Below are 19,546 nucleotides of genomic sequence, written 5' to 3' on the forward strand. Positions count from 1 at the left end.
GGACGGGTGCACCAGGGCCGACTCTGGCGTGCCGCCCGCCCGAGGACGCGGCAATCTTTCATGACACTCGTTTAATCACCCATTTCGGCGAGCCGGGCGACTCAGCCGACAAAGCCCCCAAATGCCCCGAGTCCGGCGATACGGTCCCGTCCATGCCGTCCACGCCGCCCACGCCGCCCACGCCCGAGGCCGACAACCCCACCGAGCCGGTGACCGGCTGGGGCCGCACCGCTCCCAGCGTCGCCCGCGTCCTGCGCCCCCGCAGCTACGAGGAGGCCGCCGCCGCGGTCCGCGCCTGCGGCACGCGCGGGGGCATCGCCCGCGGCCTGGGCCGCGCGTACGGCGACGCGGCGCAGAACGCCGGCGGCTCCGTCCTCGACATGACCGCCCTCGCCCGCATCCGCTCCATCGACGCCGACGCGGGCCTCGTCGTCTGTGACGCGGGCGTCAGCCTGCACCACCTGATGGAGGTGCTGCTGCCGCTCGGCTGGTTCGTCCCGGTCACCCCCGGCACCCGCTACGTCACCGTCGGCGGAGCCATCGGCGCCGACATCCACGGCAAGAACCACCACGTCTCCGGCTCCTTCAGCCGCCACGTACGCGCCTTCGACCTCCTCACCGCCGACGGCACGATCCGCACCGTCGTCCCCGGCACCGACCTCTTCGACGCCACCACCGGCGGCATGGGGCTGACCGGAGTGATCCTCTCCGCCACCGTCCAGCTCCTCCCCGTCGAGACGTCCCTGATGTCCGTCGACACCGAACGCGCCGCCGACCTCGACGACCTGATGGCCCGCCTCACCGCCAACGACCACGGCTACCGCTACTCCGTCGCCTGGATCGACCTGCTCGCGCGCGGGGCCGCCACCGGCCGCGCCGTCCTCACGCGCGGCGACCACGCCCCGTACGACGCGCTCCCCCGACGAGCGCGGCGCGACCCGCTCGCCTTCCGCCCCGGCGGCAGGCTGCCGGCCGCGCCCGCCTTCGTACCCGAAGGGCTCCTCAGCCGCGCGACGGTCGGGCTGTTCAACGAGCTCTGGTACCGCAAGGCGCCCCGCCACCGCACCGGCGAACTCCAGCGCCTGTCCGCGTTCTTCCACCCCCTGGACGGCGTCCCGCACTGGAACCGGGTGTACGGGCGCGGCGGCTTCGTCCAGTACCAGTTCGTCGTCGGGTACGGGCACGAGGACACCCTGCGCCGCATCGTCGCCCGGATCGCGCGCCGGGGCTGCCCGTCGTTCCTGGCCGTCCTGAAACGGTTCGGCGAGGGCGACCCCGGCTGGCTCTCCTTCCCCATGCCCGGCTGGACGCTGGCGCTGGACATCCCGGCCGGGCTGACCGGCCTCGGCGCGTTCCTGGACGAGCTCGACGAGGAGGTGGCGGGCGCGGGCGGCCGTGTCTACCTCGCCAAGGACTCGCGGCTGCGCCCGGACGCGCTGCGTGCCATGTACCCGCGCCTGCCCGAATTCCTCGCCCTGCGCACCGAGTTGGACCCGCGCTCGGTGTTCACCTCGGACCTCGCCCGCCGCCTGGGCCTGTGAGGCCTGTAAGGAGTACGTCGTCATGAAGGATGCCTTCGGCGCCCCCCAGTCCCTGCTCGTCCTCGGCGGCACGTCCGAGATCGCCCTGGCCACCGCCCGCCGCCTGATCGCCCGCCGTACGCGGACGGTGTGGCTGGCCGGCCGCCCCTCCCCCGCCCTGGACGCCGCCGCGGCGTCACTGCGCGAACTGCGCGCGGGGCCCGACGCGGCGGCCGTCCACACCGTCCCGTTCGACGCGCTGGACCCCGCCGCGCACGAGGACGCCCTGGGGAAGGTGTTCGCCGAGGGCGACATCGACATGGTGCTGCTCGCCTTCGGCGTCCTGGGCGACCAGGCACACGACGAGCAGGCGCCGCTCGCCGCCGTACGCGTCGCCCAGACCAACTACACCGGCGCCGTCTCCGCCGGCCTGACCTGCGCGAACGCGCTGCGGGCGCAGGGGCACGGCTCGCTGGTGGTGCTGTCGTCGGTGGCCGGTGAGCGCGCCCGCCGCGCCAATTTCATCTACGGCTCCAGCAAGGCCGGCCTGGACGCCTTCGCCCAGGGCCTGGGCGACGCCCTGCACGGCACGGGCGTGCACGTCATGGTCGTCAGGCCCGGCTTCGTACGGACCAGGATGACGGCCGGGCTGGCGGAGGCCCCGCTGGCGACGACACCGGAGGCGGTGGCGTACGCGATCGAGCAGGGGCTGCGGCGCCGGTCGGAGACCGTGTGGGTACCGGGCACGCTGCGCGTGGTGATGTCGGCCCTCCGGCACCTGCCGCGCCCGCTCTTCCGCAGGTGCGTCTCAGGTGCGGGTGGTGGCCGGTTCGTCGACGGGTGAGCCCTGGGCGGGCACGGACGGCGCGGGGCGGCCGGCGCCGAACTCGTACTCGTACAGCTTCCGCCACACCCCGTCCGCGCCCTGCTCGTACAGCGCGAAGGAGCCGACGGTCCACGACGCCTCGAAGTCGGCCAGCTCCTCGTACGCCCGGTCCATCGCCTCCTCCGCGATGCCGTGCGCCACGGTCACGTGCGGGTGGTACGGGAACTGCAGCTCCCGCTCCAGCGGGCCCGACGTGTCCCGGACCCGCTGCTGGAGCCAGGAGCAGGCCGCCGCGCCCTCCACGACCTGGACGAAGACGACCGGCGACAGCGGCCGGAAGGTGCCCGTGCCGGACAGCCGCATCGGGAACGCCCGGCAGGCCGCCGCGACCCCGGCGAGGTGCGCCCGGACCGCGGGCAGCCGCGCCGCCTCCACCTCGGTCGGCGGCAGCAGGGTGACGTGCGTGGGGATGCCGTGCGCGGCGGGATCACCGAAGCCCGCGCGCCGCTCCTGGAGCAGGCTGCCGTAGGGCTCCGGGACCGCGATCGAAACGCCGAGCGTTACGGTCCCCACGTCGTTCTCCTCAGTTCAGTCGTCGGCTTCAGCCGCCAGTGTGGCGGCTGTACCCATCGCGTGGCCAGAGTCGTTGGATCCGGCACGGGAGCAGCGCCGGTGCCGTACCGGCCCGTTTCAGTGCTTGGCGGGAAGGAAGCCCACCTTCTCGTACGTCTGCGCGAGCGTCTCGCCGGCGACCGCGCGGGCCTTCTCCGCACCCTTGGCCAGGATGGAGTCCAGCGTCTCGGGGTCGTCGAGGTATTCCTGGGTGCGGGTCCTGAAGGGGGTCACGAAGTCGACCATGATCTCGGCGAGGTCGGTCTTCAGAGCGCCGTACAGCTTGCCCTCGTAGCTCCGCTCCAGGTCGGGGACGGAGGTGCCGGTGAGGGTGGACATGATCGTCAGCAGGTTGCTGACGCCCGGCTTGTTCTCGGGGTCGAAGCGGATCACGGTGTCGGTGTCGGTCACCGCGCTCTTCACCTTCTTCGCGGTCGCCCTCGGCTCGTCGAGGAGGTTGATCAGGCCCTTGGGGGTGGAGGCCGACTTGCTCATCTTGACCGACGGGTCCTGAAGGTCGTAGATCTTCGCCGTCTCCTTCAGGATGTACGGCGCCGGGAGCGTGAACGTCTCACCGAAACGGGAATTGAACCGCTCCGCGAGATCGCGGGTGAGCTCGATGTGCTGGCGCTGGTCCTCACCGACCGGGACCTGGTTCGCCTGGTACAGCAGGATGTCGGCGACCTGGAGGATCGGGTACGTGAACAGGCCGACCGTGGCGCGGTCGGCGCCGTGCCTGGCGGACTTGTCCTTGAACTGCGTCATGCGGGAGGCCTCGCCGAAGCCGGTGAGGCAGTTCATGACCCAGCCCAGCTGGGCGTGCTCGGGGATGTGGCTCTGGACGAACAGCGTGCAGCGCTCGGGGTCGAGGCCCGCGGCGAGCAGCTGGGCGGCGGCGAGCCGGGTGTTGGCGCGCAGCTCCGCCGGGTCCTGCGGGACGGTGATCGCGTGCAGGTCGACGACCATGTAGAAGGCGTCGTGGGTGTCCTGCAGAGCGACCCACTGACGGACCGCACCGAGGTAATTGCCGAGGTGGAACGAGCCGGCGGTGGGCTGGATTCCGGAGAGCACGCGGGGACGATCAGAGGCCATGTTCCTCATTCTCTCAGGTGCCGCCGACAGCTCGGGAACCGATCGGGGGCGGGCGGTGTATTCAGAGTGTGAGGACGCGGGAGGGGGGCCGCATCGTCGTCGACGAGGCCGCGGTGATCGCACGCGTACGCGCCGGGGAGGCGGAGGCGTACGCGGAGCTGGTCCGCGCCTTCACGCCGGTCGCGCTGCGGGCGGCCGTCGCTTTCGGCGCGGGTGCGGACGCGGAGGATGTGGTGCAGCAGGCGTTCTTCAAGGCGTACTGCTCGCTGGAGCGGTTCCGGGACGGCGCGGCCTTCCAGCCGTGGCTGCTGCGGATCGTCATGAATGAGACGAGAAACACAGTGCGCTCGGTGGTGCGGCAGCGGGCCGTCGCGGGGCGGGAGGCGGAACTGCTGGCCGCCGAGCCGCTGATACCGGAGTCGGCGGACCCGGCGGTGGCGGCCGTGGAGCTGGAGCGGCGGGCGTTGCTGACGGCCGCGCTGGAGGCGCTGAGCGAGGAGCAGCGCCAGGTCGTCACCTACCGGTATCTGCTGGAGATGGACGAGGCGGAGACGGCGGAGGCGCTCGGCTGGCCGCGGGGCACGGTGAAGTCGCGGCTGAGCCGTGCGCTGAAGAAGCTGGGCCGGATGCTGCCCGGCGGGCCCGAGTGGGAGGAGGTGAGTGATGAGCACGGGTGAGGAACGTGGCCGCAGGGCGCGTGACCTGGAGCGTGGGCTCGAGCGGGAGCTGCGGGAGCTGGGGCGCGGGCTGCGGGTGCCGGACGTGGGCGGGCAGTCCATGGCCGAGCGGGTGCTGGCGCAGCTGCTGGCGGAGTCGGTGCCGGTGCCGGTGCCGGTGGCGGAGCCGCCGGGGCGGGGCGAGCGGATCCGGGCGTGGGCCCGGCGGCGGTGGCGGGCGCTGGGGGTCGCGCTGTCCGGCGCGCTGGTCGTGCTGGTGCTCACGCCTCCGGTGCGGGCGGCGGTGGCGGACTGGTTCGGCTTCGGCGGGGTGCAGGTGCGGTACGACCCCTCGGCGACGCCCGCGCCGGGGGCCAGCCCGGTGGTGCCGGGGTGCGCGTCGCCGGTGCCGTTGGCGGAGGCGGGGCGGCGGGCCGGGTTCGAGCCGCGGGTGCCCGGTGCGCTGGGGGCGCCGGACGCGGTGTCGGTGGGCGAGGCGCCGGGCGGCCGGCATGTGGTGAGCCTGTGCTGGCACGAACCGGGCCGCACGATACGGCTGGACGAGTTCCCGGCGCGGCTGGACGTCGGCTTCGGCAAGACGGTCCGGGAGGAGCCCGAGTATGTGGAGCTGGGCGGCGTCGGGCCGGGGTACTGGTTCGCGCGCCCGCATCTGCTGACCTTCCCCATGACGGACGGGGAGGGCAGGCTGTGGACCCACTCGCAGCGCACGGCGGGCCCCACGCTGTTGTGGACCGGCCACGACGGTCTGACCCTCCGCCTGGAGGGCGAGCCGTCCCAGACCCGCGCCCGGGCCATCGCCGAGTCGACGTAGGGCCCGGGGCGCCGTCCACACGGCTTCGTGGACGGTGAGCCACCGGCCGGGAGCCGCCGGGACCGGAAGGTTGAGGTCCCGGCTCCGGACCGGCCGGAGTGGCCCGGGGGCGCCCAGGGCCGAGGCGGGGCCGGACCGGGCGTGGCCCGCCCGGGCCAGGCCGGGTGCCGACCGGGCGTGATCCGCCCGGGCCCGGGAGCCCGGGGGTGACCCGAGGGCCGGGAGCCGCCCCGGGGTGGGCCACCAGGGCCCGGCTCCGGGGGCGCGCCTGAGGGTGGGCGTCTGCCGGAGGCCGGGAGCCGCCCCGGGGTGGGCGGGGGACGCAGCCGGGCGCCACCCCGGGTGGGTCACCCCCCGCCGCGGCGCCGGACCCGGGGCGGGCCTGGGGGTGGGCGTCAGGCCGGGAGGCCGGGGGCCAGGTGGGCGGCCATCAGGTCGGCGACCTCGGCCCGGATCGTGGCCAGGGCGTCCTCGTCGCCGGTGCGGGCGGCGGTGACGCCCCGGTCGATCCAGTCGGCGACGGCCGCCATGTGCTGCGTACCGAGACCGCGGGAGGTGAGGGAGGGGGTGCCGATACGGATGCCGGAGGGGTCGAACGGCTTGCGGGGGTCGTAGGGGACGGTGTTGTAGTTGACGACGATCCCCGCCCGGTCCAGGGCCTTCGCGGCGATCTTGCCCGGCACGTCCTTGGGGGTGAGGTCCATCAGGATCAGGTGGTTGTCCGTGCCGCCGGAGACCAGGTCGAAGCCGCGGACGAGGAGCTCCTCGGCGAGGGCCTTGGCGTTGGCGACGACCGCGTGCGCGTAGTCACGGAAGGAGGGCTGGGACGCCTCGTGGAGGGCGACCGCGATGGCGGCGGTGGTCTGGTTGTGCGGGCCGCCCTGGAGGCCGGGGAAGACCGCCTTGTCGATGGCCTTGGCGTGCTCCTCGCGGCACATGAGCATCGCGCCGCGCGGGCCGCGCAGGGTCTTGTGGGTGGTCGTGGAGATGACGTCCGCGTGCGGCACCGGCGACGGATGGGCGCCGCCGGCGATCAGGCCGGCGATGTGGGCGACGTCGGCGACGAGCACGGCGCCCGCCTCGTGGGCGATCTCGGCGAACGCGGCGAAGTCGATGGTCCGGGGAAGGGCGGTACCACCGCAGAAGATGACCTTGGGGCGCTCCTTGAGGGCGAGGTCGCGCACCTCGTCGAAGTCGATGAGCCCGGTGTCCTGGCGTACGCCGTACTGGACGCCGCGGAACCACTTGCCGGTCGCGGAGACCCCCCAGCCGTGGGTGAGGTGACCGCCCATCGGGAGAGCCATGCCCATCACGGTGTCGCCGGGCTCGGCGAAGGCGAGGTAGACGGCGAGGTTGGCCGGGGAGCCGGAGTAGGGCTGGACGTTGGCGTGGTCGACGCCGAAGAGGGCCTTGGCCCGGCCGATGGCGAGCAGCTCGACCTGGTCGATGTTCTGCTGGCCCTCGTAGTAGCGCCGGCCGGCGTAGCCCTCGCTGTACTTGTTCTGCAGGACGGTGCCCGAGGCCTCCAGGACGGCCTGCGAGACGTAGTTCTCGCTCGGGATCAGCCGAAGCGTCTCGCCCTGCAGGCGCTCCTCCGCACCGACGAGCGCGGCGAGTTCGGGATCGGTGGTGACGAGAGCCGGGTGGTGAGCGGGAAGGGGAAAGCTGGTCATGGCGTCCTCCAGGGGGCCGGCAGCACGGACAAGGTCTCCGGGTGCCCAGGCGGGCGGCACCCTCGTGTGGTCTGCCGCGCACGGCTCCCCCGGGGTCGGTTCCCCGTACGCCAGTCGCCGCGCGTACCGCCCAGCCTAGGCCCTGCCCGGCCGATCTTGCCGGGCAGGGCCTAGCCGCCACACCGCCCGCGAGGTTTCTTCGTCCGCATGGCGAGCGACGATAGAAAGGGGCGCCACCACCGCCCCCGGCCGCAGGACGAACGGAGACCCCGTGTCGAGAACACTAGAGGCGATCGCTTCCGCGGAGGCGCACAGCGCGCACAACTACCACCCGTTGCCCGTCGTCGTCTCTTCGGCGGACGGTGCCTGGATGACCGACGTCGAGGGACGCCGCTACCTCGACATGCTCGCCGGCTACTCGGCGCTGAACTTCGGCCACGGCAATCGGCGGCTGATCGAGGCCGCGAAGGCGCAGTTGGAGCGGGTGACGCTGACGTCGCGTGCGTTCCACCACGACCGGTTCGCTGACTTCTGCGCGCAGCTGGCCGAGTTCTGCGGCATGGAGATGGTGCTGCCGATGAACACCGGGGCGGAGGCGGTGGAGACCGCCGTGAAGACCGCCCGCAAGTGGGGGTACCGCGTCAAGGGCGTCCCGGACGGGATGGCGAAGATCATCGTGGCGGCGGGCAACTTCCACGGCCGTACGACCACGATCGTCAGCTTCTCCACCGACCCCGAGGCGCGGGCGGACTACGGCCCGTACACACCGGGGTTCGAGATCGTGCCGTACGGCGACCTCACGGCGATGGCCGAGGCCATGACGGACAACACCGTGGCCGTGCTGCTGGAGCCGATCCAGGGCGAGGCGGGCGTGCTGGTGCCTCCGCCCGGGTATCTGCCGGCGGTCCGGGAGCTGACCCGGCAGCGGGACGTGCTGTTCATCGCGGACGAGATCCAGTCGGGCCTGGGCCGCACGGGCCGGACGTTCGCGTGTGAACACGAGGGCGTGGTCCCGGACATGTACGTGCTGGGCAAGGCGCTGGGCGGCGGTGTCGTGCCGGTGTCGGCGGTCGTGTCGAGCGCGGCGGTGCTCGGCGTCCACCGGCCGGGCGAGCACGGTTCGACGTTCGGCGGCAACCCGCTGGCCTGCGCGGTGGCGCTGGAGGTCCTGGCGATGCTGCGCACGGGCGAGTACCAGCAGCGGGCGGCCGAGCTGGGCGACCACCTCCACCAGGAGCTGGGGCTCATGGTGGGCCAGGGTGCCGTGGAGGAGGTGCGCGGCCGCGGCCTGTGGGCGGGCGTGGACGTCGTGCCGAGCCTGGGCACGGGGCGGGAGGTCTCGGAGAAGCTGATGGACCGCGGGGTCCTGGTGAAGGACACCCACGGCTCGACCATCCGCATCGCCCCGCCCCTGGTGATCAGCAAGGAGGACCTGGACTGGGGCCTGGAACAACTGCGCCAGGTGCTGCGCTGACCGTCGGCGAACGGCAACCATCCCGGCGCCCCGAGCGGCGTTGACCGTCAGGGGGCGGTGCCCGGCACGGGGCGGTGACCCGGCGCGGGGCGCTGCCCGGCACAGGAGCGGTGGCCCTGCCCGCGGGGCGGTGGCCCGGGGCGCCGGGCCTGGGGCGCCGGGCCTGGGCCGGACCAGGGCCGCCCCGGTCAGGGAAGGCCGCGGCAGAGGGCGTCCAGGGCGCCGGTCCAGGCGCTGTCCGTGGGGGTGGCGTAGCCGACGACCAGGGCGTCGCGGCCGCGCGGCACGTCGGGGTGGCGGAAGCGGTCCAGGCCCTGGATGGCCAGGCCCTGCCAGGCGGCGGCCTGGACCACGGTGGGTTCGGTGCCCGGTGGCAGCTCCAGTACGGCGTGGAGACCCGCCGCGATGCCGCTCACGCGGATGTCGGGCGCCCGTTCGGCGAGCGCGGCCACGAGCTGGTCGCGCCGCCGGCGGTAGCGCAGCCGCATGCCCCGTACGTGCCGGTCGTAGGCGCCGGAGCGGATGAACTCCGCGAGCGTCAGCTGGTCCAGCGCGCTCGACACCCATTCGGAGTGCCCCTTCGCCGCCAGTACGTCCCCCACCAGATCCTCCGGCACCACCATCCACCCCAGCCGAAGTCCGGGCGTCAGGGACTTGCTCGCCGTACCGAGGTAGACGACGCGCTCGGGGTCCAGGCCCTGGAGGGCGCCGACCGGCTGGCGGTCGTAGCGGAACTCGCCGTCGTAGTCGTCCTCCAGGATCAGCGCGCCCGTCCGCCGCGCCCAGTCGACGGCCGCGGCGCGCCGGTCCGGCGGCAGCGCGCCACCGAGCGGGAACTGGTGTGCCGGCGTGATGAGGACGGCGCCCTGGCGGCCCAACTCGCCCGTCCGGGTGCCGTGTTCGTCGAACGGCAGCGCGGGCGTGCGCAGCCCGGCCTCCGTGAGCAGGTTCCAGTGGATGTCGAGCCCGTACGACTCGACGGCGACGTCCCGCACCCGGCGCCCGCGCAGCACCTGTGCCATCAGCCGCAGCCCGTGGACGAAGCCGGAGCAGATGACGATGCGGTCGGGGTCGGCGTACACGCCCCGGGCCCGTGCCAGGTAGTCGGCGAGGACGGTACGCAGCTCGATGCGGCCGCGCGGCCCGCCGTAGCCGAGCGCCTCGTGCGGGGCGGACATCAGCGCCCGGCGGGCCGCCTTGAGCCACTCGGCGCGCGGGAAGGAGCCGAGGTCGGGCATGCCGGGGTGCAGGGTGTGCGCGGCGGGCCGGCGGACGGGCGGGCGCCGGACCGGAACGGGGGTGGCCGCCGCCCCCCGCCCCGGCCCCCCGCGGTGCCCCGCCCCCGGGCCGGGGCGCGGGGCGGCGCGCCGGGCCACGCGCGTGCCGGAGCCCTGACGGGCGGTGAGCCAGCCCTCGGCGACGAGCTCGGCGTACGCGTCGGCGACCGTGTTGCGGGCGATGCCCAGGTCGGCGGCGAGCGACCGGGACGAGGGCAGCCGCGTCCCGGGTGCCAGCCGCCCGGCCCGAACGGCCTCCCGCAGCGCGTCCATCAGGCCGGACCGCAGCCGCGGACCCCGTAGCTCCAGGTGCAGATCGGCCCCGAAAGTGGCCCAGGAATCCGTCATGGAAGTGGACCATACCTCTGCGCCACACCCCCCGTACGGTGATCACATGACGACGAACACGAACGCGGACACGACCACGAACGAGTACGCGACCGAGCACACCCCCCGCCTCGCCTGGGCCCAGCAGGCGCCCGAGGTCTACAAGGCCATGGTCCGGCTGGACGCGGCCGCCCGTCAGGGCGTCGACCCGGTCCTCCTCGAACTGGTCAAGATCCGCGCCTCGCAGCTCAACCACTGCGCCTACTGCCTCGACATGCACACCAAGGACGCGCTGGCGGCCGGTGAGTCGGTCGAGCGGATCGTCCAGCTCAGCGCCTGGGAGGAGTCGCGGCACTTCTACACCGAGAAGGAGCTCGCCGCGATCGAACTCGCCGAGGCCATCACCGTCCTCACGGACGGTTTCGTCCCCGACGAGGTGTACGAGCGTGCCGCCAAGCACTTCGAGGAGACGGAACTGGCCCAGCTGATCGCCGCGATCACCGTCATCAACGCCTGGAACCGCTTCGCCGTCACCAGCCGCATGGTCCCGGGCCACTACACGCCGGGCCAGTTCCAGGGACTCGTCAAGTGACCGGTGCCGTCGCCGCGTTCCGCGCCCTGCACCACGGGCGGGCCCCCGGGGATCCTTTGGTCCTGCCCGGCCCGTGGGACGCCGCCAGCGCCCGGGCCTTCGCGGACGCCGGTTTCCCGGCCCTCGCCACGCCGTCCGCGGGGGTGGCGGCGTCACTCGGGTACGAGGACGGGGCGACGCCCGCGGACGAGATGTTCGCGGCCGTCGCCCGGATCACCCGGTCGGTGTCCGTCCCGGTGTCGGCGGACGTGGAGGCCGGCTACGGCCTCGCGCCCAAGGAACTGGTCGCCCGCGTCCTGGACGCCGGCGCGGTCGGCGTGAACCTGGAGGACTCCCGGGCCGGCACGCTCAACGACCCGCGCGCACACGCCGACTGGCTGGCGGAGGTACGGGCCGAGGCGGGCGACCACCTGTTCGTCAACGCCCGCGTGGACACCTTCATCCGGGGCGTCACCGACCCCGAGGAGGCCATCACCCGGGCGCGGCTGTACGTCGAGGCGGGCGCCGACTGCGTCTACCCCATCGGCGTACCGGCCGAGCACCTGCCGCTGCTCCGCGCGCGGATCGACGGGCCCATCAACGTGGCGCCCTTCCTCGGCAGCCCGCCGGTCGCGGAACTGAGCCGCCTGGGCGCCACGCGCATCACCTTCGGTCCGGGGCTGCTGCACCGTGCGATGGCGGCGGTGCGGGACATCGCCGATCAGGTGCGGCGCAGCTCGTAGACCGTGCCGTCCTCGGTGTCGGCGGCCTTGGTGAAGCCGGCGCGGGTGACGACCCCGTGCGAGGGGGTGTTGCCGTGGTCGACGGTGGCGCGCAGAACGGTCACCTCGGACCGGGCGAAGGCCCAGTCGGCGAGGGCGCGCAGGGCCTCGGTGGCGAAGCCGTGGCCGCGGGCGCCCTCCACCAGGTCGTAGCCGACCTCCGCGCGGCCGTCCGCGTCCGGGGCGGCGTGGAACCCGATGGCGCCAACCGCGCGCCGGTCGGAGGCGCGGACGAGGGCGTACGTGCCCCAGCCGGGGGCGGAACGTCCCCGCCTCGCGGGCCCTCGCGACCATCCCGCCGGCGAACCGGGTGCCCTCCGGCGGGCCGCCGTCCGCCCACACGAAGCCGCCGTTGCCGCCGCCGTGCAGGTCGTCCCCGGACCTCGGGGTCACCTCGCACAGCAGCAGCCGTTCGGTACGGAGGGAGTCGGCGTACCAGCGCCAGACCGCCGGGCGCGGCAGGCCCTCCAGGTCGGTACGGCCCGTGGCCCACAGTAGGGTCGACCAGGGGTCGTCGGTGCGCGGAACGTGGGGGAAGAGGCGGTCCAGGACGCGGGCGCACAGGTGGTCGGGCGGGCGCCAGTCGGGGACGTCGAGGGCGCCGAGCATGTCGTACGTGTGCAGCAGCACCTCGACGATGCCCATCGCGGCGAAGCCGTCCGCCCCGGCCATACCGAACGGGTGCCAGGCCCGTACGCCGTCGGGTGTGGTGCGGACGGCGGCGGACAGGAGCCCGCCGGTCGCCTCGATGACGCGGACCAGTCCGGCGGGGGTGGTGCCGGGCTCGGCGCTGATCTCGAAGGGGACGTAGGAGTCGGTGGAGCGGCCGGTCAACTGGGTGGCGTAGCCGGTGAAGTCGTCGGCGATGTGGACGGCCGTGTCGTAGCAGCTCCACTCAAGACCGGCCGCCGGCGCGGACCAGTCGCGGTCCGCCACGCCGCGCAGAGCGCGGGCGGTCACGGCGACCGCTTCGTCGATGTCCTGTGCCGCGACGGTCCCCGTGTTCCCCGTGATCCCCATGGCGGCGACCCTAGAGCCGTACGGCTGCCGCGGCCACCGCATTTCGCCGTTCGGGGACCGGGGCCGCGTAACAGTGGACGGCCACCGTCCGCCCCGGCCCCCACTCCTGCTGCCCGGTGCCGAGCCGTTGCCGGCCGAGGCGTTCGTACAGCGCGATCGCCGCCACGTCGCCGGTGACGGCGTCCAGGACGGGGTGCAGCCCGCGCTGCCGCGCCTCGCGTACGGCCCGCTCGACCAGCCGCGCACCCCATCCGTCCGCACGGGCGCCCGGGGCGACGAACAGCCGCCCCACCACGGCGGTGGGCCCGCCGTCCCACATCGCGGGCGCGACGTCCCCGTCCCGGGCGGGCGACAGCGCGATGTGCCCGACGACCCGCCCGTCCCGCACGGCCATCCAAGCCCCGGTGAGCCCGTCCACCGTGAGCCAACCGGCCGGATCGGCCGGCCAGTCGGTGGGATGGCCGTCGTGCGCGTGTACGTCGGCGAGGACGTGGACGCATTGGCCGATATCCGCTGAGCCGCGTTCCCGTACGTGATCCATTCTTGGAGCCAAACCCACGTCACACGCGTATCCGCCGCAGACTTCGAAGGGACCACCGTGACCACCGCGACCACCGACCGCCCGGAGCCACCCCTCGTCGGCGAGGAACGCGCGATGCTGCGCGCCTTCCTCGACCACCACCGCGCCACCCTGGCCATGAAGTGCGAGGGCCTGTCCGACGAGGACCTGCGCCGCCGCTCGATGCCCCCCGTCGACGCTCTCCCTCCTCGGCCTGGTCCGCCACATGGCGGAGGTGGAACGCGCCTGGTTCCGCCGGACCATCAACGGCGAGGACGTCCCGCTGGTCTGGTCGCCGACCGACGACTACCAGGCGGCGTACGACCCGACGGGCTCCACCCGCTCGGAGGCGTTCGCCGCCTGGGAGGCGGAGGTCGAACACGCCCGCCGCATCGAGGAGTCGGCCGCGTCGCTCGACGTCACGGGCCACAACGCCCGGTGGAACATCGACGTGTCCCTGCGCCACGTCATGCTGCACCTGATCCACGAGTACGCGCGCCACAACGGTCACGCGGACTTCCTCCGCGAGGGCATCGACGGGACGGTCGGGGCGTGACGCACCGAAGGGCATGGACATCGACCGAAGTCGAGGTTGGAGGCTGTGGCGCGTAACGAGCCCCGCTCCGCCACGCGTCCGTCAGGAGAGACATCATGAGCCCCGAGGGCACGGTCACCGGCGTCGCCGTCCCGCAGGAGGACGTGGACGCCATCGTCGCCTTCGTCGCCGGCGTTCAGCACGCGCAGCAGAACGCGCTGCCCGACACCTTTATGAGCGGCTTCCGCCAGGAGGCGTTCTGGACGACCGCCCATGGGAAGCGGCTGACCGTGGACCCGGCCTCGCTGGTGGCCGGGAACTCGGTCGCCGTGTCCGGTACGCCGCTGTACGTCCTGGCCGAGGACGACGGCGTGTGGCGGGTCGCCGCCGCGCAGAACACCAAGGTCATCGACCCTGAGACGCTCGCCGCGGGCTGACGCCGCCGGCCGCGGGGACCACACGGGTGGATTCGCCCGATTATCCTGGTTTTGTGGACGATCGCGGTGAGCAGAGGCCGCCCGGCGGCGGAGTGCGTCCGGAGATCCTCGCCTCCTGGCAGCGCTCGCGTTCGCTCGGGATCGACACCGAGGGCGCTGCCCTGCCGGTCGAGACCGACCTCGATCCGGACTCCCGGCTCCTCAGGGCCGCCGGGCCGGTGCTGGACCAGCTGTGCGAACGGTTCTCCGGCCTGCCCGTCACGGTGGCGCTGGCCGACGCCCGGGCGAACATCGTGGACCGGCGGGGCGACCCGGTGGGGCTGGAGCTCATGGACGCCGCCTCCCTGGTGCCGGGTGCCAATGTCGACGAGCGGTTCATGGGCACCAGCAGCGTCAGCATGGTGCTGAGCACCCGGGTGCCCTTCATGGTCGTCGGCCAGGAACACTTCCTGCACAACCTCAAGGAGCTGACCTGCATGGCCGCCCCGGTGCGCGACCCGGTGGGCGGCACCGTGCAGGGCGCGGTCAACCTCTCCGTACCCAGGGACCTCGCCGAACCCGGCATGGCCCTGGTCCTCCAGGACGCCACCGACCGCATCGCCGAGCGCCTGCTGGAACTGAGCACCGCCAGGGAACGCAACCTGATGAGCTCCTTCCTCCGGGCCAGGGAGCGCGGCGAGCACGCCGAGCTCCACCTCGACTCCGGCGAGCTCGCCCGCCTCGGCGCGGCGGCGCCCCGGCTGGCCCCGGACGAGCGGCTGGCGCTGCTGGAGAGCGCCATCGAACTGATCGGCTCCGACAGCGAGGCGTTCGCCGAGGTCCCGCTGGCGGGCGGCCGGGTGGCCACACTGCGCCGCCGGGCGCTGCACCACGGCGACGCGGAAGGCGCGGCCGTCGAGGTCACCTTCGCGGACGCGGGCGGTGACACGGGCGGTGACATCGGCCGTACGGGGGCCACCGCGACCGCCCCGGACGGCCGTGACGTACCGCTGCTGCGCCGCCCGGCCGGCGAACCCGACCGGCCGGAGCCCGACCAGGACGACGCGCCCGGCGATCGGCCCGACGCGTGGCTGCTGCTGGTGGGCGAACCGGGCGTCGGCCGCCTGGCCGCCGAGGCGCGCGGGCGGCTGTCGCTGCTGAACGAGGCGGGCGTCCGCGTCGGCACCACCCTGGACATGCGGCGCACCGCCGAGGAGCTGGCGGAGATCGCCGTGCCGCGGTTCGCCGACCTCGTCGTGGTCGACCTCGTGGAGAGCGCCCTGGCGGGCGAGGAACCCCCGGCGGGGCGGCTCGGCCCCCATGCGGCGCTGCGCCGGATGGCCGCCTGGGCCGGCGAGGACTCCCGCGACGCGCGGATCGGCGGCGTGGACGAACCGGTCGCGTACCCGCCCGGCAGCCCGCAGGCCCGGTGCCTCGCCACCGGCCGGCCGGTCACCGACTCGGTGCTGACCGCCGCCCTGACCGGGCCCCCGGCCGGCGCCGAACACCCCGTCGACCTGCTCGGCGAGGGCGTGCACTCATACCTGGGCGCCCCACTGTGCGCCCGGGGAGCCGTCCTGGGCCTGGCAGGGTTCTACCGGCGCGGCCGGACCCGGCCGTACGAGCAGGACGACCTGACCCTGGCGGGCGAGCTGGCGGCCCGTACCGCGATCAGCGTGGACAACGCCCGCCGCTACAGCCGCGAGCGCGACGCCTCCCTCACCCTGCAACGGAGCCTGCTGCCGCGCGACACGCCCCGGCTGACCGCCGTCGACCTCGCCTCCCGCTACCTGCCCGCCGACGCCCGGGCGGGCGTGGGCGGGGACTGGTTCGACGCGATCCCGCTGTCCGGGATGCGCGTGGCCCTGGTCGTCGGGGATGTGGCCGGCCACGGGCTCCAGGCGGCCGCCACCATGGGCCGGCTGCGTACGGCGGTGCACACCCTGGCCGCCATGGACCTGCTGCCCGAGGAGGTCCTGACCCACCTGGACGACCTGGTCAGCCGTACGTCCGGCGACCCCGCCCACGGGGAGGACCCCGCGACGGCGGCGACCTGCCTGTACGCCGTGTACGACCCGGTGTCCTGCCGCTGCACGGCCGCCCGGGCCGGTCACCCGCCGCCCGCGCTGCTGCCGCCGGACGGTGCCCCGCGGCTGATCGACCTGCCGGCCGGCCCGCCGCTCGGGCTCGGCGGACTCCAGCCGTACGAGTCCGCCGCGGTCGACCTGCCCGAGGGCAGCCTGCTGGCCCTCTACACCGACGGCCTGCTCAAGGAGAGCCGCGGCTTCGGCGACACCGACACCGACGCCCGCACCCGGCAGCTCCTGGCCGCCCTCACCGGGGCGGAACAGTCCCTGGACCGGATCTGCGACCGGGTCACCAGCGCCCTGCTCCCCGACGGCCCGCGCGACGACGTGGCCCTCCTCCTGGCCCGCGTACACGCCCTGCCCGACGACCGGGTGGCGTCCTGGGAGCTGCCCTCCGACCCCTCGATGGTCGCCAGAGCCAGGGAGCTGACGCACCAGCAGCTCGCCGAGTGGGGCCTGACGGACCTGGACTTCAGCACCGGCCTGGTGGTCAGCGAGCTGGTCACCAACGCCGTACGGTACGGCGGCCGGGGCCCCGTCTGCCTGCGCCTGCTGCGCAACGGCTCCCTGATCTGCGAGGTGTCCGACCGCAGCAACACCTCCCCGCGCATCCGCCGCGCGGCCACCACCGAGGAAGGCGGGCGCGGCCTGTTCCTGGTGGCGCAGTTCACCAAGAGCTGGGGCGCCCGCTACATGCCCCAGGGCAAGACGGTGTGGGCCGAACAGGTCCCGCACACCGGCCGGCACGCCCCGGAGCCCGACGAACAGGCGCTGCTGTCCATGTTCGACGACCCGGGCTGAGCCAGGGACCGACTGACCGCGAAGGGCGGTGTACGCAGTGGTTGAGCACCGGATACTGGGACCGGAGGACGGCGAGCTGTACCAGCCGCAGCAGGCGTGCGGGGACCGATTCCTGGTCAACAGCCGTGAGTGGGGCGGCCACTTCTCGCTGGTCGAGCACCGCCTGCCACCGAAGGTGCTGGCGGCGCCCGTCCACCGGCACACCCACGAGGACGAGTTCAGCTTCATCCTCGAGGGATCGGTGGGTGCGAGGTTCGGGGACGAGGAGGTCGTGGCCCGGCCCGGCGATCTCGTGTTCAAGCCGCGCGACGAGTGGCACACCTTCTGGAACGCGGGCGAGACCCCCGCCCGGCTGCTGGAGATCATCTCCCCGGGAGGCCTGGAGGAGTTGTTCCGGTGGCTCGACCAGCTGGGCGGGGAACCGAGCCCGGAGCAACTGGAGCAGAAGGCGCGCCCGTACGGCTGCTCGACGGACATGGACGCGACCATGGCACTCATCGCGAAGCACGGCCTGGTGTTCTAGGCCATGTCTTCGAACCGGCCTTTCACTGCTCGCCGACCGGGGGTTGACGGGCGAGGAACTCGGCGAACGCTTCCGACTGCTTCGGGTCCACTTCCCCGGCCGCGTCCGGCAGGGGTATCAGGGCGCCGTACGCCCGCTGTTCATGGACGCCGACGCTACCCTCGCAGCCGCCGCCGGCCCCGCCCCCCGTACCGCTCCGAGCTCCGGGCACCGGGCACCGGGCTCCGGGCTCCGGGGAGGGCCGTCACGCGGTTGGGGTGATGGTGGGTGGGGGCGGCGGAGGGGGCGGGCATGGTGGCGGGGGCGGAAACCGTGGTCGGGCCGGAGCCACGGCGGGAGGTGGCGGGGGCCCCGACGGGGGACGGCTGGGCCGCCGGGGCTGCTGGGCCGGGGCCGGGGGCGGCGGAGGCGGGGGCGGCGGGGGCGGGGGCGGCTCCATCGCAGGCAGCAGTGGCCCGCCCGCGCGCAGCCGGGCAATGGTCAGCTCGGCGCGGCGGCGTGCCTGCGGGGCGTCGTCGCGTTCGTAGACGAGCCGAAAACCGGCGAAGCCCAGGTTCTGGGTGGCCAGCAGCCGGTAGCCGAGCGCGTGGGCGATCTCCTCGATCCGGCGCTGCTTCGAGGCCGTGAGCTGACCGGGCAGCAGCTCGACGCGGCCACGGCCGTCGAAGCGCGCGCGTATCTCGTCGTCCGTCACCTGATCCACTCTCGAGAGGTCGGCGGCCAACCGGCCGCTCCACACCACGATCGTCGCACGCGCCCGTCCGGTTCGGGCACCGTTCCGGGCCGCCCTCCCTCCCGAGGGTCGCGGGCTCCGGCACCCTGTCAAGGGCGCTTCGCGTCGGCTTCGCCGATGGGCTTCGCCCACCCTTGACAGGCCGCCTCCGCCCGCGCGTTTTCTCTCGGAGGGCGGCCCCGGGGAGCGGGCATCCGGGGGGGCGCACTGCTTTGCCGGCGTTCGTGGCCGAGGCGGCCCGGCCGGGGCAGGCGCGGCAGTGGAATGGGGCGGTGGCGGCACGGCTTGGCGGGTGGCCGCCGTTTCTCGGTTGCGGTACAGGACCTCGCTTCGGTGGGTGGTGGGTGCGCCCCAGTGGCATGGGGCATCCGGGCTCGGTCCGGCGACTGCGGGTGGGTGAGGGGTGGGGGTTCCGGCAGGTGGCTGGGGTGGGTGCGGGGTCGGGCCTGGGCGGAGCCCCACCCGGTCAGGGCACGGCAGGCACCCGGCCGCCGGGACGGCAGGGCCGGGGCGCGGCCTCCCGGACAGTCGGGCGCGGCCGGGTCGGTCCGGCCACCGACACTGGCCGTCGGGCCCCTCACCGCTCCCCTGCCCGGGGCGCTCGAAGTCCGGGAAGGGGCGGCCCCCTGGCCCCTCCAGTCACACCCGTGTCGGACCGCCGGAGTTGTGGGCGGGATGGGACACCCTGTGCCCGGATGCTCATGGTCGGGAGGTGTCCTACACCGCCCACAACTCCCCAGCCCCGGTGCAGATGTGACGGTAGGGGCCCGTGAGGCGTCCTGGTGAGGCAGGCGGGGCCAGGGGGCCTTCGAGCCCCGCACGCCGTGCCCGCGTGACGCCAGACGTCGGCCGTCGTGCCCCGTCAGGACCAGGTCGGCCCGGTGCCCGGGGCAAGGCCGAGCCCCTCGCCTTGAGGAGTCCGGCGGGGGACACCGGTGCCCCGCAGGGTGCTGCTTCCTGTCCGGCACAGGCACGGGGTGCGGCCTCCCCGGGCAGTCCCCGGGGGTGCCGGGCACGTCATCGGAGCCACAGGGCGGGCCCCTCCGGCCCCTCCAGTCCCAGCCGTATCGCCCTGCCAGAGTTGTGGGCGGGATCGGACACCCACAGCCCGCACACCACGACGGGAAGGTGTCCCACACCGCACACAACACCCCGAACCCGGTGCTGGCGTGACCAAGGAGACGGGTGAGACCTCCCTGCGTGACAGGCGGGGCCCAACCGGGGCCGTGA

Annotated in this window: 18 protein-coding genes, 2 pseudogenes and 1 riboswitch; of the genes and pseudogenes, 12 read left to right on the top strand and 8 right to left on the bottom strand. The window is 74.1% G+C overall.

From position 1 onward, the window contains the following. Positions 1 to 152: 152 nt before the first annotated feature. Together BKD26_RS11480 and BKD26_RS11485 are read left to right on the top strand one after the other, a co-directional pair. Entirely contained in the window at positions 153 to 1,541 is a 1,389-nt protein-coding gene (locus tag BKD26_RS11480; RefSeq protein WP_084897755.1) for an FAD-binding oxidoreductase, read from the top strand. A 22-nt stretch (positions 1,542 to 1,563) separates the two neighbouring features. Beyond that, complete coding sequence (locus BKD26_RS11485; RefSeq protein ID WP_084897756.1) at positions 1,564 to 2,364, top strand: decaprenylphospho-beta-D-erythro-pentofuranosid-2-ulose 2-reductase; 801 nt, start codon at positions 1,564 to 1,566, stop codon at positions 2,362 to 2,364. Here BKD26_RS11485 and BKD26_RS11490 read toward each other — a convergent pair. Then, positions 2,329 to 2,919 (bottom strand): 2'-5' RNA ligase family protein, encoded by a 591-nt coding sequence (locus tag BKD26_RS11490; protein WP_084897757.1) that lies wholly within the window; start codon positions 2,917 to 2,919, stop codon positions 2,329 to 2,331. The genes BKD26_RS11485 and BKD26_RS11490 overlap by 36 nt on opposite strands. A gap of 117 nt (positions 2,920 to 3,036) precedes the next feature. After that, positions 3,037 to 4,050 carry a tryptophan--tRNA ligase gene (gene trpS, locus BKD26_RS11495; protein ID WP_084897758.1) on the bottom strand — a complete coding sequence of 338 codons (1,014 nt, stop codon included), beginning with the start codon at positions 4,048 to 4,050 and terminating at the stop codon, positions 3,037 to 3,039. A 68-nt stretch (positions 4,051 to 4,118) separates the two neighbouring features. Here trpS and BKD26_RS11500 point away from each other — a divergent pair, with 68 nt between their 5' ends. Then, a complete protein-coding gene (locus BKD26_RS11500; RefSeq protein WP_084897759.1) occupies positions 4,119 to 4,727 on the top strand; it encodes an RNA polymerase sigma factor in 609 nt (202 codons plus the stop codon). Beyond that, positions 4,714 to 5,538 carry a hypothetical protein gene (locus BKD26_RS40190; protein WP_084897760.1) on the top strand — a complete coding sequence of 275 codons (825 nt, stop codon included), beginning with the start codon at positions 4,714 to 4,716 and terminating at the stop codon, positions 5,536 to 5,538. Before BKD26_RS11500 ends, BKD26_RS40190 begins: the two co-directional genes overlap by 14 nt. A 395-nt stretch (positions 5,539 to 5,933) precedes the next feature. Here BKD26_RS40190 and glyA read toward each other — a convergent pair whose 3' ends face one another. Further along, the gene (gene glyA, locus BKD26_RS11510) at positions 5,934 to 7,211 is read right to left on the bottom strand and encodes a serine hydroxymethyltransferase (protein WP_084897761.1); all 1,278 of its coding nucleotides are present in this window, start codon (positions 7,209 to 7,211) and stop codon (positions 5,934 to 5,936) included. A gap of 36 nt (positions 7,212 to 7,247) precedes the next feature. Next, a riboswitch (ZMP/ZTP riboswitch) is annotated at positions 7,248 to 7,339 on the bottom strand. 143 nt (positions 7,340 to 7,482) lie between these two features. Between glyA and rocD the strand changes: the two genes are divergently transcribed. Next, entirely contained in the window at positions 7,483 to 8,685 is a 1,203-nt protein-coding gene (rocD, locus tag BKD26_RS11515) for an ornithine--oxo-acid transaminase (protein WP_084897762.1), read from the top strand. Positions 8,686 to 8,873: 188 nt separating this feature from the next. Here rocD and BKD26_RS11520 read toward each other — a convergent pair whose 3' ends face one another. Further along, on the bottom strand, positions 8,874 to 10,310 hold the full coding sequence (locus tag BKD26_RS11520; protein WP_084897763.1) for a PLP-dependent aminotransferase family protein: 1,437 nt from the start codon (positions 10,308 to 10,310) through the stop codon (positions 8,874 to 8,876). Between the two features lie 46 nt (positions 10,311 to 10,356). Here BKD26_RS11520 and BKD26_RS11525 point away from each other — a divergent pair, with 46 nt between their 5' ends. Beyond that, positions 10,357 to 10,881, top strand: a complete 525-nt coding sequence (locus tag BKD26_RS11525) for a carboxymuconolactone decarboxylase family protein (protein ID WP_084897764.1) — start codon at positions 10,357 to 10,359, stop codon at positions 10,879 to 10,881. After that, positions 10,878 to 11,603: an isocitrate lyase/phosphoenolpyruvate mutase family protein gene (locus BKD26_RS11530; protein ID WP_084897765.1), complete on the top strand. Its 726-nt coding sequence runs from the start codon at positions 10,878 to 10,880 to the stop codon at positions 11,601 to 11,603. The genes BKD26_RS11525 and BKD26_RS11530 overlap by 4 nt, the downstream gene beginning before the upstream one ends. Here BKD26_RS11530 and BKD26_RS42245 read toward each other — a convergent pair. Beyond that, a pseudogene (locus BKD26_RS42245) lies at positions 11,582 to 11,857 on the bottom strand (GNAT family N-acetyltransferase); the annotation flags it as partial. The gene BKD26_RS11530 and the pseudogene BKD26_RS42245 sit on opposite strands and share 22 nt — an antisense overlap. 401 nt (positions 11,858 to 12,258) lie before the next feature. Between BKD26_RS42245 and BKD26_RS42250 the strand changes: the two are divergent. Beyond that, on the top strand, positions 12,259 to 12,453 hold the full coding sequence (locus BKD26_RS42250; RefSeq protein WP_347104709.1) for a hypothetical protein: 195 nt from the start codon (positions 12,259 to 12,261) through the stop codon (positions 12,451 to 12,453). A gap of 219 nt (positions 12,454 to 12,672) precedes the next feature. On the opposite strand, the gene BKD26_RS11540 is transcribed toward BKD26_RS42250, so the two are convergent. After that, positions 12,673 to 13,203 (bottom strand): GNAT family N-acetyltransferase, encoded by a 531-nt coding sequence (locus tag BKD26_RS11540; RefSeq protein ID WP_084897766.1) that lies wholly within the window; start codon positions 13,201 to 13,203, stop codon positions 12,673 to 12,675. A gap of 114 nt (positions 13,204 to 13,317) precedes the next feature. Here BKD26_RS11540 and BKD26_RS11545 point away from each other — a divergent pair. From BKD26_RS11545 to BKD26_RS11560, 4 genes and pseudogenes are all read left to right on the top strand, one after another. After that, a pseudogene (locus tag BKD26_RS11545) lies at positions 13,318 to 13,777 on the top strand (DinB family protein). A 95-nt stretch (positions 13,778 to 13,872) separates the two neighbouring features. Further along, complete coding sequence (locus BKD26_RS11550; protein ID WP_084897767.1) at positions 13,873 to 14,193, top strand: hypothetical protein; 321 nt, start codon at positions 13,873 to 13,875, stop codon at positions 14,191 to 14,193. A 53-nt stretch (positions 14,194 to 14,246) separates the two neighbouring features. Further along, positions 14,247 to 17,060 (top strand): SpoIIE family protein phosphatase, encoded by a 2,814-nt coding sequence (locus BKD26_RS11555; protein ID WP_241518607.1) that lies wholly within the window; start codon positions 14,247 to 14,249, stop codon positions 17,058 to 17,060. A gap of 37 nt (positions 17,061 to 17,097) precedes the next feature. Beyond that, complete coding sequence (locus BKD26_RS11560) at positions 17,098 to 17,583, top strand: cupin domain-containing protein (RefSeq protein ID WP_179166508.1); 486 nt, start codon at positions 17,098 to 17,100, stop codon at positions 17,581 to 17,583. Positions 17,584 to 17,605: 22 nt separating this feature from the next. Here BKD26_RS11560 and BKD26_RS11565 read toward each other — a convergent pair whose 3' ends face one another. Together BKD26_RS11565 and BKD26_RS11570 are read right to left on the bottom strand one after the other, a co-directional pair. Continuing rightward, complete coding sequence (locus tag BKD26_RS11565) at positions 17,606 to 17,794, bottom strand: hypothetical protein (protein WP_084897769.1); 189 nt, start codon at positions 17,792 to 17,794, stop codon at positions 17,606 to 17,608. Positions 17,795 to 17,827: 33 nt separating this feature from the next. Then, positions 17,828 to 18,277, bottom strand: a complete 450-nt coding sequence (locus BKD26_RS11570; RefSeq protein WP_084898001.1) for a hypothetical protein — start codon at positions 18,275 to 18,277, stop codon at positions 17,828 to 17,830. Between the last annotated feature and the right edge of the window lie 1,269 nt (positions 18,278 to 19,546).

The sequence above is a fragment of the Streptomyces sp. CB03238 genome, from assembly GCF_002099185.1.
Taxonomy (GTDB): Bacteria; Actinomycetota; Actinomycetes; order Streptomycetales; family Streptomycetaceae; genus Streptomyces.

What these genes read in the sequence shown, in the direction of transcription:
- BKD26_RS11485 (WP_084897756.1), top strand. Translation starts at nt 1,564, where the DNA reads ATGAAGGATGCCTTCGGCGCCCCCCAGTCCCTGCTCGTCCTCGGCGGC.
- BKD26_RS11540 (WP_084897766.1), bottom strand. Translation starts at nt 13,203, where the DNA reads ATGGATCACGTACGGGAACGCGGCTCAGCGGATATCGGCCAATGCGTC.
- glyA (WP_084897761.1), bottom strand. Translation starts at nt 7,211, where the DNA reads ATGACCAGCTTTCCCCTTCCCGCTCACCACCCGGCTCTCGTCACCACC.
- BKD26_RS11550 (WP_084897767.1), top strand. Translation starts at nt 13,873, where the DNA reads ATGAGCCCCGAGGGCACGGTCACCGGCGTCGCCGTCCCGCAGGAGGAC.
- BKD26_RS11520 (WP_084897763.1), bottom strand. Translation starts at nt 10,310, where the DNA reads ATGACGGATTCCTGGGCCACTTTCGGGGCCGATCTGCACCTGGAGCTA.
- BKD26_RS40190 (WP_084897760.1), top strand. Translation starts at nt 4,714, where the DNA reads ATGAGCACGGGTGAGGAACGTGGCCGCAGGGCGCGTGACCTGGAGCGT.
- BKD26_RS11525 (WP_084897764.1), top strand. Translation starts at nt 10,357, where the DNA reads ATGACGACGAACACGAACGCGGACACGACCACGAACGAGTACGCGACC.
- BKD26_RS11480 (WP_084897755.1), top strand. Translation starts at nt 153, where the DNA reads ATGCCGTCCACGCCGCCCACGCCGCCCACGCCCGAGGCCGACAACCCC.
- trpS (WP_084897758.1), bottom strand. Translation starts at nt 4,050, where the DNA reads ATGGCCTCTGATCGTCCCCGCGTGCTCTCCGGAATCCAGCCCACCGCC.